A 14,933-nucleotide genomic window follows, 5' to 3' on the forward strand; every position below is an offset into this window, starting at 1 on the left:
CCGTGGAGCCGCTCAGCGCATCCGACATCCGTGACGCGTTCGACGACCTCGCCCAGCGGCTCGACGCCAGAGGCGTGATCGCCCGCATCTATGTTGCCGGTGGAGCGGCGATGGCACTGCTATACGACGAGCTTCGACTCACCCGCGACGTGGATGCCTCGATCTCGGTCGGCTACGACGAGGTGATGCGGGCAGCGCACGAGATTGCCCGCGAGCGCGGCTGGCCGTCGACATGGATCAACGAACAGGCGACGATGTACATGCCGCCAGAGCGTGATCGACGCGGCGCAATCGCATTTGAGCGGCCGAGTCTGTCAGTTGTCGCCGCATCCGCCGAGCACATGATCGCCATGAAGGCACGCTCGGCACGTCGAACCGACAAGTCCGATCTTCGCCGCTTGCTGACGCATCAGGGCATCGACTCTGTCGAAGACATCACAGAGATCGTGGCCCGAGTGTTCCCCGGCGAAGAGCTCGGGCTGCGACAGCTGCGCTGGGTCGAAGAGATCGTCAGCTTGCAGAGCGATGACGTGTGAGGCGATGCATCGATGCAGCTACGCGTCGGGATACGCCAGATGCCGTCCCTGCGGCGTACAGCGCAGGCCTCGGGCACTCAAGCAGAGCTAGGAATTGGCAGATACCCCCCAGCAGGCGTGACATCGTCAGGCAGCGGGTCAGCAAACAGCGAAGCAGTACCGATCCCATGCACGCCGTGTGGATCGACAGCGACCGCCGTGTCGCGGGCAATGCGCAGACCGATCGGACCGCAGATGAACGACGACACCACCGAACGCACACCGCGCATCGACGCTCGGCGGGACAGGTCGTAGGTGGCGTGCGGCCCACCCAGCACGGCAGGCTTGAGGACCGCCACCTCGATAGCGCCCACCTCGACGAGCCGGTCGAGCGCATCCGGGTCTCGCAGGTGTTCATCGGCCGCCACGGGCAGCCCGACAGTGCGGCTGATCTGCGCCCAGTCCGCAGGCTGTGGCGTGGGTTCTTCCACGAACTCGATGTCGAGGTAGCCGACGCGACGCAGCACTTTGATCGCGGTTGAACGGTCCCAGCCCCCGTTCGCATCCAATCGCAGCGCCACGCCGGCCGGCAGCGCACGGCGCACGGCGGCGATGCGCGCAGACTCGTCCGCGGCCGATGCGACGGACACCCCGTTACCGCTCGGATCGCTCGCCGCAACCTTGAGCTTCACGGCCACATGGCCAGCCGCTGCTGCGCGCGCGGCCCGCTGCGCGGCGGCTTCTGGATCCAGGTCAGCGACGAGTGCGTGCGTGGCGATGCGCCGCTGGGCGGGCGTCTTCCCGGCAAGAAGCGTGGCCAAGGTCACGCCCTCGATCTCGGCATCGAGCTGCGTCAGCGCAGACTCGACAGCAGCCGCAGCGCATGGTTCACTCGGCGGATCGCCCTCGGGATCGGTCGCCCATCGCTCGAGCGCTGCGAGCGCCTCATCGTAGGTCTCTACGCCGAATCCAGGCAGCGGCGCTGCCTCGCCTCGACCCACGCAGGCGTGGTCGCCCACGTGCACCTCGATGCCACGGCGAACGGTGATCGGGCCGTGGGCCGTCAGCAACGGCTGTGCGAGCGCCAGCTCGAATTCCCCCAAGGTCGCCTGCACCGGGTTGAAGCTATTGGGCAGACGGCACCGTTGCCCCTCTGCTTTGTGCGGGGCATACCCTCATCGACCATCCGAGGGGGAAGACGCACCACCGATGCCGAGAGAAGCCGACATCCCGTGGGCTGAGCTGCGTGCCGCGGCCCAAGACGCGTCCCGCATGGCGTACGCGCCGTACTCCAACTTCTCTGTGGGAGCGGCCGGTCTCGTTGACGACGGGCGAATCGTGTCTGGATGCAACGTTGAGAACGCGTCCTATGGGCTGACGCTCTGCGCCGAATGCGGCATGGTCAGCGACCTGCATCGCAGCGGGGGCGGTCGCCTTGTGGCCGTGGCGGTGACCGATCCTGAGGGCAACTTGCTCGCCCCCTGCGGCCGCTGCCGGCAGCTGTTGCACGAGGCCGGTGTTCCGGATTGCGCCGTGAACGAGCACACCACAGTCAGTGAGCTGTTGCCCGGCGCCTTTGATTTGCCCGCTCCCCGTGAAATGCCCGGGGTCAGTGAGCGTCGAGGTGCTGGCGGATAGCCGCTGCGCACCTGTCAGGGTCTTCAAGATGGACGGCATGACCTGAGCCATCGGGCACGACGAGCTCACTGTCGGGGAGCAGGCTGGCCATCTTGCGGCCGGTGGTGACGAACTTGGCGTCCAGTTCACCGCACACCACCAGTGTCGGTACCGCAATGCCAACCAGCTGATCCCACAGCGGCGTCATCGAGCCGGTTCCCGCGGCACGCAGCGAGTTCGCCAGACCCGCGGGATTGCACTTCATGCGCTGGCGGATGGAGGCGTCCCACTCGTCGGGGTCGAGGCGAGCGCGCAGCGTGTCCCACATCGGCAGGGCAACCCAGTCGTCCACGAAGCGCGCCAGGCCGAGCTCGTCGATCTGATCGGCGAGCGCTTCGTCGGCTTCGCGGCGTTTCGCACGCGCTGCGGCGTCCGCCAGCCCGGCGGTGGCGCTGATGAGGCTGAGCGAGCGGCAGACCTCCGGGTGCGTCGTGGCGAGGGCAAGTGCCACCCGGCCGCCCATCGAGTAGCCGACGACGTGGCACGGTCCATCAGGCGCCGCGGCCGCCAGTTCGGCGAGCAACTCGGCCGTGGCCTCGAGGCTGTAGGACGCCAGATCTGGCGGTGATGGGCTGTGGCCGTGCCCGACGAGGTCCACCGCGACGCGCCGGTAGCCCTTCAGCCGGTCCACCAATGGCGCCATCGCAGCGGCACTGCCGGTAAATCCGTGAATCACGATGACTGGTGCCCCGCTGCCGGCGACCGTGGTGGCGAGCTGCAGCGCTCTGGGCGCAGACGTCACTGCGAGCCCGGTTCGGCGCCCGCCGCAGCCACCTCGACGGCAGCAGCGAGGCGCCGGTGCTGGTCGCGGTTGGCGTCCGGGTCGATGTCGATCGTGATGACGCGTACGCCGCAGTCCGAGTGGGTCGCAGCCAACAGGTCATGCAGCTGCGCACATGACGCAACGTGGTGGTGCCCGAAGCCCACGGCGGCTGCCAGCCCGCCGGCGAGTTCTGCACTGCGACGAGCGGGCGGCGTCGTCAGCAGCCGATCAAATGCGTCGGCGTCGACAACCCCGTACGCGGGCAGGAACGAAAAGATCGTCCCGCCGCCGTTGTCGACCACGACGACCGTGAGGTCGATCGGCGCCGGTGCTGGATCGAACGCTCCCACGAGGCCGCCGAGATCGTGGCGGAATGCCAGATCCCCGACCAGCACGGTGGTAGGTGTGCCCGACGCCGCCACCCCGGCCGCTGCCGAGATCACGCCGTCGATGCCGCTGGCGCCCCGGCTGGCGTGCACTGCCAACGGTTCGGGGCGAGCACGAAGGTAAGTGTCGACGTCTCGAACCGGCATCGAATTCGACACGTACAGCGCATGGCCCGCGGGCAGGCTGCGTCCCAGTTGCCGAGCCACGCCCGCTTCCTGCAAGGGTTCAGCATCGAGCACGCCGTCAATCGCTGCGCCTGCGCGTGCATCGGCTTCGGCCCATCGCCGCGCCCATCCAGCACCGGGCCCGGACAGCTGTCCGGCCGCTTCGGCCAGCACGTCGGGCCCCACCCCCAGGTGCAACGTGACGTTGAAGCTGGCATCGGTCCAGCTGCGCGCCGGGTCAACCAGTGCAAACGCCGGACGATGCCGCTCAATCCAGAGCCGCAACGACTTGCATGTGGGCGCTCCGCCGACGCGCAGCACTGCTCCGGGCGGCTCGGCGTCAGCCCATGCCGTCCGGAGCAACACGTCGTGATGATCCGTCACCACAACTCCATCCAGCTCACGCCGAAGCTGCGAGCAAGGCTCAGCCAACAGCGGCCACCCCGTAGCCCGGCAAAACTCCGCCACCGCATCCACCCAGCGATCACCGTCATGCATCGGACCCGCGACCACCACCCCTCGCCCGCGACGCTCAGCGAACTCCACCAGCGCATTCACAGCGCCCGCTGAATCGCCAAGACCGCCTGTGTCGACGCGTGTGCGCATAGGGAGGGGAGGGGCAGGCGAAGAAGCAAAGCCATTCGGCTCCAACGGTTCCAATGGCTCACGAAACGGCAAATTGACATGTACCGGTCCAGGATTGAGCCCAGCCGCCTGCTGGACCGCCCGCGCCGCTGCGACAGCGAACCACCGTGTCGCTCGATCAGGCGGCAGCTCCGATGGCACCGGGGTCTCGCAGAACCAGCGCACGTGGCTGCCATACAGCGAGTGCTGGTCGATGGCCTGGCCGGCGCCCCAGCCGCGCAGCTCCGGCGGCCGGTCAGCAGTCAGCACTACCAGCGGCACGCCCGAGTAGTGCGCCTCGACGACTGCTGGCAGGTAGTTGGCGGCTGCGGTGCCCGACGTGCACACCAGCACCGTCGGTTTTCCGGAGCCCTTCGCCAGCCCGAGTGCGAAGAAGCCAGCGGATCGTTCGTCGATCCTGACCCACGTCTGCAACCCGGCAGTGGCGTCGACGGTGAGCGCCAGCGGCATCGACCGCGAACCCGGGCACACCACCGCATCGGTGACGCCGGCTGTGACCAGCCCCTCGCACAGCGAGCGGCAAGCCACGTATGCCGAATCGTGCTCGGAGATCTGCATGCTGTGGTTCAGTCGCCTTCGAGCGCGTACAGGAGGGCTTCGAGCTTGGTGGCGGTCTCGGCCAGTTCAGCGCTCGGATCTGCGCCAGTCACGATGCCACCGCCCGCGAACAACCTGGATTCGGTCGGACCAGTCAGCGCGCAGCGCAGTGCAACGCGAAACTCGCCGTGCCCGTCCAGCGTCGTCCAGCCGACCGGCGCTGCGTACCAGCCACGGTCGAAGCCTTCGTGCTGCTCAATCCAGTCGCGGGCAATGCGCCGTGGAAGTCCCGCGACTGCCGCCGTGGGATGCAGTGCGCCGGCGAGTTCCAGCACCGTTGAGCCCGCCGTGACACGTCCGGTGATCGGCGTATGCAGGTGCATGATGCGCGCCAGCTCCATGACGCCGGTCGGCGAGGGGGGATCGAGCGCCACACCGCACGCACGCAGCGTGTCGCGCACGTCGGTGACCACCATCGCGTGCTCGGTCAGCTCCTTGGGATCGCGTTGCATTTCGGCCCCGAGTTCCCGGTCTCGTGCCGGATCGCCGTAGCGGGGCCGCGAGCCGGCCAGGGCGTCGGTGTGCAGCCGTGTGCCGTCGAATTGCACCAGCCGTTCAGGCGTGGCGCCGAAGAATGTCTGCGACCCGCGTCCGAATGCGAACGACGCGCAGGACGGATATCGCGTCCGCAGCCGGTCGAGCAATGCGATGGGCTCGAGGCGCGACGCTATGCGCAGCTCGCGAGCCGTCACGACCTTGTCGAGCCCTCCCTCGGCGATCCTGCGCAGGGCGCGCCGCACGAGCGCGACATAGCTGTCGTCGGCTTGATAGCTGCTGCCGAGCAACGCAAGTGCAGCCGCATTCAGATCGCTGGCTGCCGTGTCCGCGAGTTCAGGGTCCGCAGCGCTGTGCACGGCTGCCATGACCGGCCACACGCTGGCACCCGGCGCTGATGTCAGCCAGGACCGGCCGCCGTGGCGCACCAAGAGCAGCTCGGGCAGCGTCAAGGAGCCTGTGCCGAATGCCTCCCACGCCGAAGGGGCCTCGGGCGGGTCTGCGCTGAACGAGAAGCCGCCGGCGAGCAGTGGTCCGATCGGATGACCGCTGTCGCCGGTCACGGTGACATCCAGCAGGCCCAGCGCCTCGGCAACGGAGACCCAGCGTCCAGCGCCCGCCTCAGCGTTGGCTTCGAAGACGCTGCCGAGGGCACAGAACTCCAGATCGTCGTCGGGACATGCCCAGTACACCCGTCGCGACCCCTCGGCTGCGGCGAACACCTCCAGCGGATCGGGCGCACCGGGCAGCTCCCGGCATTCCAATGTCAGGGTGCGGGTGCCGCGCAGGCCCGCTGATGCGCCGCGGCGGAACCCCGCTGCGGCGGGTGCGCTCGGCCCTGCCACCGTCACCACCGAGGGGGTACTTCCCGCCGACTCATGGTCGCTGCCGGCCAGGACCCGTTCGGTGGCGTGTTCGACGAGTGCTTCGCGGAAATGCTGTGCCACCAGATCGGTGACCAGCGGGATCAGGCGAGCGGCCAGATCGGCGCGTTGTGCCGCGGGCACGTCTGCGAAGCGGTCAGCGAACAGCCCGACCGCGTCCGCAGCGACAGCTTCCATGTTCGATGCGTGCCGCAGCGCGAGGCCGATGAGATCGTCGAGCGGCATTTCGGCGGCGAGCAGCTCTGTGGCCGCGCGCAGCATCGTCAGCGCGCCTGTGCTGTAGAGCGCGTCGTCCGCGGCACCGTCGGCATCTCCAGTCGAGGACGCGTCATCGCCGTCCACGGAGGGGTGCAGCGGTCGCACCAGGCCGGTGTCGGTCGCCAGCCGCACGAGTTCTGGGTCGAGCCCGGACTGCTGCACCAACTTGTCGAAGGTCAGGGTGTCACCGTGGCGTCCGCCCAGCGCAATCAGCATCGGATCGTCGTGGCCGTCGCCGAGCCGTCGAATCTGCGCCAGCGAGAAGCCCGCCTCGGATAGGCGTCGGATCTCACCGAGCCGTCGCTCGTGACTCTCGTCGTACTGTGCCACCCGTCCTTGGCGTGTGGGCGGATGCAGGACCCCGATCTTCTGGTAGTAGCGCACCGTGTCAACGCTCACCGCGTGCGCCGATGCCAGCTCGGAGACCCGCACAGCCCCAGCGTAGACGCATTGTGAGAGTGATGACTCCAAGAGTCCTCGCTTTGTCAATCCATAGGACGTCCCACTATCGAACGGTCAGGCGCTCGCTAGGGTGACCCGATGGCCGAACGGGCGCGTCTGAGCGCTGACGATTGGGTGAAGGCAGCTCTGGAAACACTGGTCGCCGACGGCATCGGTGCCGTGAAGGTCCTGCCACTGGCCAAGAAGCTCGGCGTCACCCGTGGCAGCTTCTACTGGCATTTCGAGAACCGCAAAGCCCTGCTGGCCCGGCTTCTCGAGGTCTGGGAAGAGACCAACTCTGGGACGATCATCGCTGCCGCGACACTCGAGGGCGGCATCATCGAGCGCTACATCGCCTTGATGCGCTGCTGGCTTTCCATGGAACGCTTCGACCCGCACCTCGAGGTGGCGGTGCGTCATTGGGGGCGCAGCAATCCTGAATTGTGGGAGCGCCTGCGGGCGGCCGACGAGCGGCGGATCAAAGCGTTCGTGGCAATGCTGTCTCCCGAGGTTCCCGACCCGACGATGGCCCTGAACCGGGCTCGCACCATGTACTACCTGCAGATGGGCTGGTACGAGCTCGAGGTGGAGGTGCCCATGGAGACCAGGATCGAGTCCTGCACGTACTACTTCGAGATCTACGTGGGTCGCGCGCCAACTGCGCAGGAGCGGACAGCGATTCTCACAGGACTGCATTCCTGAGATGCGCAGCCTTCCTTGACGCGTTCCATACAGGACCGTACGGTTTGAGATGGTGAGCTGTGCAATTCGGCTCACGACAGTGAGCGCCTCCACTGAGCGCTTCCACTCAGCGCTTACTCACAGTGGCGAGGCGACATGACGCGTCGAGGCCGTAGGCGACAGGACTCGGTCGCGGCTGCTGCGGCACCCCGGCAGCAGGCGCGCAACATTTTCAAGCCGCTGGAACTCATCAGCGCCGACGAAGTCGAGCGCATCCACAATGCATCACTGCGGGTGCTGTCGGAGATCGGCATGAACTTCCTGCTGCCTGAAGCGGTGGAGATCCTGCGCACGGCGGGCGCGACGTCCGATGATGGCGTGCGGGTCCGCTTCCCGCCCGAAATGGTCACCGAATCGGTGGCACTGGCGCCGTCGAGCTTCACGATGCATGCGCGCGACCCCGCCAACAGCGTCATCTTCGGCGACGACTGGGTCGTGTTCGGCATGGTTGGCAGCCCGCCGAACGTGTCGGACTTGGATCGTGGCCGGGTCACGGGCAACTACATCGACTACTGCAACATGTTGCGCTTGCAGGAGCAGCTGGATGCCGCCGACACCTGTACCGGCCACTCCGTCGAGCCGATCGATCTCGAAGTGCGCACCCGCCATCTGGACGCGGTCTCGGCCATGTACACGCTGTCGACCAAGCCGGGCTTCTGCTACTCGCTGGGCCGGACCCGTGTCAGCGACGCCATCGAGATCGCTCGCATCGCCCGCGGCATCGACCATGACACGCTGCTGCGAGAGCCGTCCATCCATACGGTCGTAAATGCAAACTCACCGCTCGTGTACGACAGGCCGATGCTCGAAGGAGCCATCGAGCTGGCCCGGCACGGCCAGCCGGTCGTGTACACGCCGTTCACGCTGGCGGGTGCGATGGCGCCGATCACGATTGCCGGAGCGCTCACCTTGCAGAATGCCGAGGCCCTGGCGGGCATCACGCTGGCGCAGTGCGTGAACCCGGGCGTGCCGGTGGTGTACGGCAGCTTCACTTCGAATGTCGACATGCGGTCAGGGGCGCCGGCGTTCGGCACGCCCGAGTACGTGAAGGCCACCATCATCAGCGGCCAGTTGGCGCGCCGCTACGGCCTGCCGCTGCGTGCCTCCAACGCGAACGCTTCCAACGCTCCCGATGCGCAGGCCACCTACGAGTCGCAGATGTCGCTGTGGGCATGCGTGATCGGCGGCATCAACTACGTGCTCCACGGCCTGGGCTGGCTCGAGGGCGGTCTGTGTGCCTCCTATGAGAAGGTGATCATCGACGCCGAGATGATCCAGATGCTGCGAGCGGTGCTGCGGCCCATCTCCATGGACGACGCTTCGCTCGCCATCGACGCCATCGCCGAGGTCGGTCCGGCCAACCATTTCTTCGGCGCCGCCCACACGCTGGAGCGCTACGACACCGCTTTCTACGAGCCGATGCTGTCGGACTGGCGCAACTTCGAGACGTGGTACGAGGACGGCGCGCTCGACGCCACCCAGCGTGCGAACCGCATCTGGAAGCAGCTACTCGCCGACTACGAAGAGCCCCCGATGGACGACGCCATCCGGGCCGAGCTCACCGACTTCGTCGAGCGCCGCCGAGCCGAAGGCGGCGTGGAGCCCCTCTAGCGGAAGATCAGTTGATCAGCTTCTCCATGCCTTCCCAGTAGGGGGCACGGAGCTTGAACTTCTGCAGCTTGCCGGTGGCCGTGCGGGCCAATTCCTTGCGGAATTCGACGCTGGTGGGGCACTTGAAGTGCGACATCCGGTCGCGGCAGAAATCGATGAGCTCGCGCTCGGTCGCTGTGTCAACTGCAGCGTCGATCACCACGAGCGCTTTGATGGTCTCGCCCCACTTCTCGTCGGGCACGCCGATCACGGCCACTTCGGTGACCGCCGGATGGTTGAACAGCACGTCCTCCACCTCGATGGAGGACACGTTCTCGCCGCCGGTGATGATCACGTCCTTCTTGCGGTCCGAGATGGTGACGTGGTGCTCTCGGTCCATCGTGCCGCCGTCACCGGTGTGGAACCAGCCGTCGGTGATGGCTTCGGCGGTTGCCACGGGCTGCTCCCAATAGCCCTCGAGCACGACGTTTGCCCGAGCCAGGATCTCGCCCTGGTTGTCGACGTCGATCTTGACCCCGATCGCCGGGGCGCCCGCCCGGCTCAGCTTGCGGGCCTTCTCGTCGGGATCGAAGTCGTCCCATTCGTGCCGGCAGCGGTTCATGGTCAGCAGCGGCGCCGTCTCGGTCAGGCCGTAGATCTGGATGAACTCCCAGCCCAGCTCGGTCTCCATCCGGGCGATGGTGCGCGTGGGGGGCGGGGCGCCCGCTACCACCATCCGTACGCGTCCGCTGCCGGGGATCTCGCCTTCCCAGTCGGCCGCGGCATCGAGAACTGCGGCCACCACCGCCGGCGCGCCGCACAGGAGCGTGACGCCGTGCTGTTCGATGCGGCGCAGGATCTCGGGGCCGCGCACCTCGCGCTGCACGACGTGCTTGCCGCCCATGCCGGTCACGGCGTAGGGCATGCCCCAGCCGTTGCAGTGGAACATCGGCAGCGTGTGCAGGTACACGTCACGGTCGCTGACGCTCGAGTGCCAGCCGAACGTCGTGGCGTTCACCCACAGCGCCCGGTGCGTCTGCTGCACGCCCTTGGGGCGAGCGGTGGTGCCGGAGGTGTAGTTGATCGTTGCGGTGATGTCCTCGTCGGGCGTCCAGGGAGCCGGCTCGACCCCAGTCGCGTACATCTGGTCGTCGGCGTCGGTGCCCATCACGACGAAGTGCTCGATGTCGATGTCCTTGCAGGTGTCCTCCATTGAGGGGTCCACCAGCAGCATCGTGGCGCCGCAGTGATCGACGATGTAGCTGATCTCGTCGTGGCTGAGGCGGAAGTTGATCGGCACGAAGATACGGCCGTAGCCCGACACGCCATAGAACGACGTCATGAGCCGTCCGGCGTTCTGGGACACCATCGCGACCCGCTCGCCGTACTCGATGCCGAGCTGGTCCAGCTTGGCAGCCTGGGCGCGCACCAGCTCGCCGAACTGTGCGTAGGTGATCTCGCCGAGCCCGCCGCCGGGCGCTTCGGGCTCGTCGGCCAGCGCCACCCGGTCCGGGTAGACGTTCTCGGCCCGGTACAGGAAGTCGGAAACAGTAAACGGAACCTTCATGGTGTCTCTACCGATCTGATGTCTGCTGTGTCATCCGTCCACAAGCAGGCTCGCCCGAGGGTGAACCCGCGCCAACTCTAGAGCGGGCTGTGGCGGCGGTGCCCTGGCTGGCTGCCTCGTAGGGTCGCGCCCATGGAGGCATCGCCGGGAGCCCTGCCCGCCGGGGGACAGTTCGATGTTCATCTGATCGACGGCACCTATGAGCTGTTCCGGCATTTCTTCGCGGTGCCCCGCCGCACGTCGGCCGATGGCAGCGAAGTCGGGGCGCTGCGGGGGGTACTCGGCAACATCGTCATGCTGCTGGAGCACGGCGCCACCCATGTAGCAGTGGCGACGGACCACGTCGTGGAGTCGTTCCGCAACGCCCTGTGGCCCGGCTACAAGGACGGTTCGGGCATCGAGCCGGATCTGCTGGCGCAGTTCCATCCCACCGAGGGAGCGCTGCGCCTGCTGGGCGTTGCTGTGTGGCCGATGATCGAATTCGAAGCCGATGACGCCATGGCGGCGGGTGCCGCGATGGCCGCAGACGACGACCGCGTCCGGCAAGTGTTCATCTGCACGCCCGACAAGGACCTGGGTCAGTGCGTCGGGGGCAGGATCGTCCAGTGGGATCGCCGCGCCGATGAGGTCATTGACGCGACCGCCGTCGAAGCGAAGTTCGGCGTCAGCCCCGGGTCGATCCCTGATTACTTGGGCTTGGTGGGCGACAGCGTCGACGGCTTTCCGGGCCTGCGCGGCTGGGGCGCGAAGTCGACATCGGTGATGCTGTCGCACTACGGCCACATCGAGGAAATTCCGGACTCGCACACCGACTGGGTGCCCAAGGTCCGAGGCGCCGCCGGCCTTGCGGCAACGCTTGCTGCCGAGCGTGATCTGGCCCTGCTGTTCCGCCGCATCGCCACCGTCCGCACGGATGCACCGGTGTCAGAAAGCGTGGACGAGCTGGCGTGGCGCGGCCCGCACCGCGGTTTCGAAAACCTCTGCGAGCAGATCGGCGCCGGGGCACTCTTCGACCGCGTGATGAATCTCGCGGCGTACCGCACCGACTGAATTGAGACCGTGACCTAGAGCGTTAGCGGATTGGCGGCGATGTACGCCAGCCCCGTCTGGCTCAACTGTGTGCAGAAATGCCGCCACAGACGGCAAATTTGCGCAGAGAGCGTGACAGTCGTTTCCCGAGCAGCGAACTATCCGGGCGGGCTCTCAGGCCGGCTGGTTCAGCTCGATCATGTTGCCGGCCGGGTCGAAGAAGAACGTCTGGCGAGCGGTGGTTCCAGGCAGTGGCACAGGGTCCTTGACCCTCACGCCCGCCTCGCGCAGCTCTGTCACGGTGGCGTCGATGTCGTCCACCTTGAACGCCCAGTGCTGGCCCTTCGGCGGCACCCAGTCGGGCACCTCGATGAGGTGCACCTCGCCGCGGCCGGGAGTCTGCAGCCACCGCCCGTTGAAGCCGAAGTCCGGCCGATCCAGCTGCTTCATGCCCAAGATGTCGGTGTAGAACGGCGCCGCGGCCTCCACGTCGGCACAGTTGATCGAAACGTGATGAACAGGCCCCAGTTCCATGCCCGCAGCTTAGGCCCACTCCCGACATCCACGTCTGCTGACCGCGCGGCCCGTCCGGTTCGACTGTTGTCATGGCGGCGTCTACGTCGAGCCGTTCGGCGGGCTTCGCTTATGCCATAGAAATGCTATGTTCATGGCATGCGGCAGCGAGTAAGCACTACCGTCGATGGTGCCCTTCTTGACCAAGCTCGCGGGCTCCAAGCCTGGGACAGTGATGCAGCGATGATGGACGCGGCCCTCAAAGCGCTGACCGACCGTCACCGGCAGGCCGAGATCGACGCGGAGTACGAGGTGTACGACCGTATTCCCCTGAATACGCCGGACGAGTGGGGCGACTTGGAATCTTTCATCACGGCGAAGTGGGGAGACCCGCCCCGTCGCGAGAAACTTGACATCGACAAGTCCACGCCGTGACTGTTGTTCGTCCTCAGTGGGGCGAGGTCTGGTGGCTCGAATCGCCCCACATCGGACGCCGGCCGGTCGTAGTGCTCTTGCGTGATTCAGCATTGGAACGCCTCGCTACGGCAGTTGTTGCGCCGTGTACGACATCGATCCGAGGTTTGTCCAGCGAAGTCGTGCTCGAGCCCGGAGATGATCCGGTACCGAAGGTGTCAGCGGTCAATCTGGATTCAATCGAAGGCACTCCCCAAGCACATCTCGTGGAACGCTTGGGCCGCCTCAGCGACGAGCGCATGCGCCAGATCTGCACGGCTCTGGAAGTCGCTGTCGCCTGCTCCTGAAGTCGCACCAGCGGCGAGGGAGCGGCTTGCTCTCGTAGGCTCTGCCAGATGTCTGAGCCGACCATGGCCGAGCGGCTGGAAGAGCTGGCCCGCCGTCGCGACGAGGCGCTGAACGCCGGCACCGAGCGCGCCATCCAGCGGCAGCACGACAAGGGCAAGATGCTGGCCCGTGAGCGCATCGAGTACCTCTTCGACCAGGGCACCTTCCACGAGCTCGACATGCTCGCCCGCCACCGGGCCCACGACGTCGGCCTCGAAGAGCGCCCCTACACCGACGGCATCATCACCGGCTGGGGCAACATCAACGGCCGCAAGGTCTTCGTTGCCAGCCAGGACTTCACCGTCTTCGGCGGCGCCCTCGGCGAGGTGTACGCCGAGAAGACCCACAAGGTCATGGACCTTGCCGAATCGGTCGGCGCTCCCATCATCGGCCTGAACGACGGGGCGGGCGCCCGCATCCAGGAAGGCGTGGTCTCCCTCGCCGGCTACGGCGGCATTTTCCGCCGCAACGTGCTGGCCTCGGGCGTGATCCCGCAGATCAGCGTGATCATGGGACCATGCGCCGGCGGCGCCGTCTACTCGCCCGCCATGACCGACTTCATCTTCATGGTGCGCGACTCCAGCCACATGTTCATCACCGGACCCGACGTGGTCAAGACCGTCACCGGCGAGGACGTCACCCTCGAAGAGCTCGGCGGCGCCGGCTCCCACAGCACCAAGTCGGGCGTCGCGACGTTCGTGGCCGCCGACGAGAAGGAAGTGCTCGACGACGTGCGCTACCTGCTGTCGTTCCTGCCGTCAAACAACCTGGATGCGCCGCCCACCGTCGAGCCCACTGACGAAGCCGACCGCTTGTGCTCGGAGCTGCGCGACCTCATGCCGCAGAACTCCAACGTGCCCTACGACATGAAGCAGATCATTGCCGACGTCGTCGACGACGGCGAGTTCTTCGAGTACCACGCCGCGTGGGCCGGCTCGATCGTGTGCGGTTTCGCTCGGCTCAATGGCCGTTCGATCGGCGTCGTCGGCAATCAGCCGATGGTGATGGCCGGCGTGCTCGACATCGAGTCCTCGGAGAAGGCCGCCCGCTTTGTGCGCTTCTGCGATGCCTTCAATATCCCGCTGCTCACGTTCGTGGACGTGCCCGGCTTCCTGCCCGGCGTCGACCAGGAGCACGGCGGCATCATCCGGCACGGCGCCAAGCTGCTGTACGCCTACTGCGAGGCGACCGTGCCGCGGGTGCAGGTCATCACCCGCAAGGCCTACGGCGGCGCGTACGTGGTCATGGATTCCAAGTCGGTGGGCTGCGACGTCAGCTTCGCTTGGCCCACCGCCGAGCTGGCCGTGATGGGCCCGCAGGGAGCGGTGGAGATCCTCCACCGGCGCGAGCTGCAGCAGGCGGCCGACCCGGACGCCCGCAAGGCAGCGCTGGCCGAGGAATACAGCCGCAAGTACGCCAACCCCTACATCGCAGCCGAGCGCGGCATCATCGATGCGGTCATCGATCCCGCGGAGACCCGTCAGAAGGTCATTTCCGCATACGACATGATCGGTGCCAAGCGCGAGGAACTGCCGCGCCGCAAGCACGGCAACATCCCACTGTGAGCGACGGGTGACAGGTTCCGTCATCAGCGCATCGCATGTGGCCATCACACCCACGGCGAGCGCGGAGGAAGCCGCCGCCATTGTCGCCGCGCTCGAGCTGCTGTGGCCCCGTCCCGCCCCGGCTCCAGCGCACGCAGGCCCGCCCAGCAAGTGGCGCTTCAGCGGCCGCCCTTGGCAGGTCCCCGCCCGTTGGCCCGCCGCCCGCTACCGCTAAGGTTTATTTTTTTGGCGCACAAAAGTAAAATTAGTTCTTCGCGATTTTTTGGGATGACGGTGGGTTGAGGGTCCTTGGGTAGGGGTC

At 66.9% G+C, this 14,933-nt stretch carries 15 protein-coding genes; 9 read left to right on the plus strand and 6 right to left on the minus strand.

What is annotated here, in order from left to right; genetic code table 11:
- Positions 1-2: 2 nt before the first annotated feature.
- Positions 3-536, plus strand: coding sequence for a DUF6036 family nucleotidyltransferase (locus ACOQPH_RS16050; protein WP_420622326.1), 534 nt, complete (start codon positions 3-5; stop codon positions 534-536).
- A gap of 77 nt (positions 537-613) precedes the next feature.
- Here ACOQPH_RS16050 and menC read toward each other — a convergent pair whose 3' ends face one another.
- The gene (gene menC, locus ACOQPH_RS16055) at positions 614-1,630 is read right to left on the minus strand and encodes an o-succinylbenzoate synthase (protein ID WP_420622327.1); all 1,017 of its coding nucleotides are present in this window, start codon (positions 1,628-1,630) and stop codon (positions 614-616) included.
- Positions 1,631-1,724: 94 nt separating this feature from the next.
- Between menC and ACOQPH_RS16060 the strand changes: the two genes are divergently transcribed.
- The gene (locus ACOQPH_RS16060) at positions 1,725-2,153 is read left to right on the plus strand and encodes a cytidine deaminase (RefSeq protein WP_419551448.1); all 429 of its coding nucleotides are present in this window, start codon (positions 1,725-1,727) and stop codon (positions 2,151-2,153) included.
- On the opposite strand, the gene menH is transcribed toward ACOQPH_RS16060, so the two are convergent.
- From menH to ACOQPH_RS16075, 3 genes are read right to left on the minus strand one after another with little or no spacing between them, the layout of a single operon-like run.
- Positions 2,125-2,934: a 2-succinyl-6-hydroxy-2,4-cyclohexadiene-1-carboxylate synthase gene (gene menH / locus ACOQPH_RS16065; RefSeq protein WP_420622328.1), complete on the minus strand. Its 810-nt coding sequence runs from the start codon at positions 2,932-2,934 to the stop codon at positions 2,125-2,127. The two genes, ACOQPH_RS16060 and menH, sit on opposite strands and share 29 nt — an antisense overlap.
- Complete coding sequence (menD, locus tag ACOQPH_RS16070; RefSeq protein WP_420622329.1) at positions 2,931-4,709, minus strand: 2-succinyl-5-enolpyruvyl-6-hydroxy-3-cyclohexene-1-carboxylic-acid synthase; 1,779 nt, start codon at positions 4,707-4,709, stop codon at positions 2,931-2,933. Before menD ends, menH begins: the two co-directional genes overlap by 4 nt.
- A gap of 8 nt (positions 4,710-4,717) precedes the next feature.
- Complete coding sequence (locus tag ACOQPH_RS16075) at positions 4,718-6,817, minus strand: isochorismate synthase (RefSeq protein WP_420622330.1); 2,100 nt, start codon at positions 6,815-6,817, stop codon at positions 4,718-4,720.
- 108 nt (positions 6,818-6,925) lie between these two features.
- On the opposite strand from ACOQPH_RS16075, the gene ACOQPH_RS16080 reads away from it, so the two are divergent.
- Together ACOQPH_RS16080 and ACOQPH_RS16085 are read left to right on the plus strand one after the other, a co-directional pair.
- Positions 6,926-7,528, plus strand: a complete 603-nt coding sequence (locus ACOQPH_RS16080) for a TetR family transcriptional regulator (RefSeq protein WP_420622331.1) — start codon at positions 6,926-6,928, stop codon at positions 7,526-7,528.
- A 135-nt stretch (positions 7,529-7,663) separates the two neighbouring features.
- Positions 7,664-9,178, plus strand: a complete 1,515-nt coding sequence (locus ACOQPH_RS16085; protein ID WP_420622332.1) for a trimethylamine methyltransferase family protein — start codon at positions 7,664-7,666, stop codon at positions 9,176-9,178.
- 7 nt (positions 9,179-9,185) lie between these two features.
- Here ACOQPH_RS16085 and ACOQPH_RS16090 read toward each other — a convergent pair whose 3' ends face one another.
- Positions 9,186-10,724 carry an AMP-binding protein gene (locus ACOQPH_RS16090; protein ID WP_420622333.1) on the minus strand — a complete coding sequence of 513 codons (1,539 nt, stop codon included), beginning with the start codon at positions 10,722-10,724 and terminating at the stop codon, positions 9,186-9,188.
- A gap of 132 nt (positions 10,725-10,856) precedes the next feature.
- Here ACOQPH_RS16090 and ACOQPH_RS16095 point away from each other — a divergent pair, with 132 nt between their 5' ends.
- On the plus strand, positions 10,857-11,774 hold the full coding sequence (locus ACOQPH_RS16095) for a 5'-3' exonuclease (RefSeq protein ID WP_420622334.1): 918 nt from the start codon (positions 10,857-10,859) through the stop codon (positions 11,772-11,774).
- 153 nt (positions 11,775-11,927) lie between these two features.
- Here the strand turns inward: ACOQPH_RS16095 and ACOQPH_RS16100 are convergent, their stop codons facing one another.
- Entirely contained in the window at positions 11,928-12,287 is a 360-nt protein-coding gene (locus ACOQPH_RS16100; protein WP_420622335.1) for a VOC family protein, read from the minus strand.
- Positions 12,288-12,425: 138 nt separating this feature from the next.
- Between ACOQPH_RS16100 and ACOQPH_RS16105 the strand changes: the two genes are divergently transcribed.
- The 4 genes from ACOQPH_RS16105 to ACOQPH_RS16120 all read left to right on the plus strand — a co-directional run bounded on the left by ACOQPH_RS16105 (position 12,426) and on the right by ACOQPH_RS16120 (position 14,846).
- Entirely contained in the window at positions 12,426-12,701 is a 276-nt protein-coding gene (locus ACOQPH_RS16105; protein ID WP_420622336.1) for a DUF2191 domain-containing protein, read from the plus strand.
- Positions 12,698-13,027, plus strand: coding sequence for a type II toxin-antitoxin system PemK/MazF family toxin (locus ACOQPH_RS16110; protein WP_419551458.1), 330 nt, complete (start codon positions 12,698-12,700; stop codon positions 13,025-13,027). Before ACOQPH_RS16105 ends, ACOQPH_RS16110 begins: the two co-directional genes overlap by 4 nt.
- 63 nt (positions 13,028-13,090) lie before the next feature.
- The gene (locus ACOQPH_RS16115) at positions 13,091-14,632 is read left to right on the plus strand and encodes an acyl-CoA carboxylase subunit beta (RefSeq protein ID WP_420624372.1); all 1,542 of its coding nucleotides are present in this window, start codon (positions 13,091-13,093) and stop codon (positions 14,630-14,632) included.
- Positions 14,633-14,639: 7 nt separating this feature from the next.
- Entirely contained in the window at positions 14,640-14,846 is a 207-nt protein-coding gene (locus ACOQPH_RS16120; protein WP_420622337.1) for a hypothetical protein, read from the plus strand.
- Positions 14,847-14,933: the final 87 nt, after the last annotated feature.

Origin of the sequence: Candidatus Poriferisodalis sp., from assembly GCF_965221945.1 — a bacterium.
In the GTDB taxonomy this organism is placed as follows: domain Bacteria; phylum Actinomycetota; class Acidimicrobiia; order Acidimicrobiales; family Poriferisodalaceae; genus Poriferisodalis.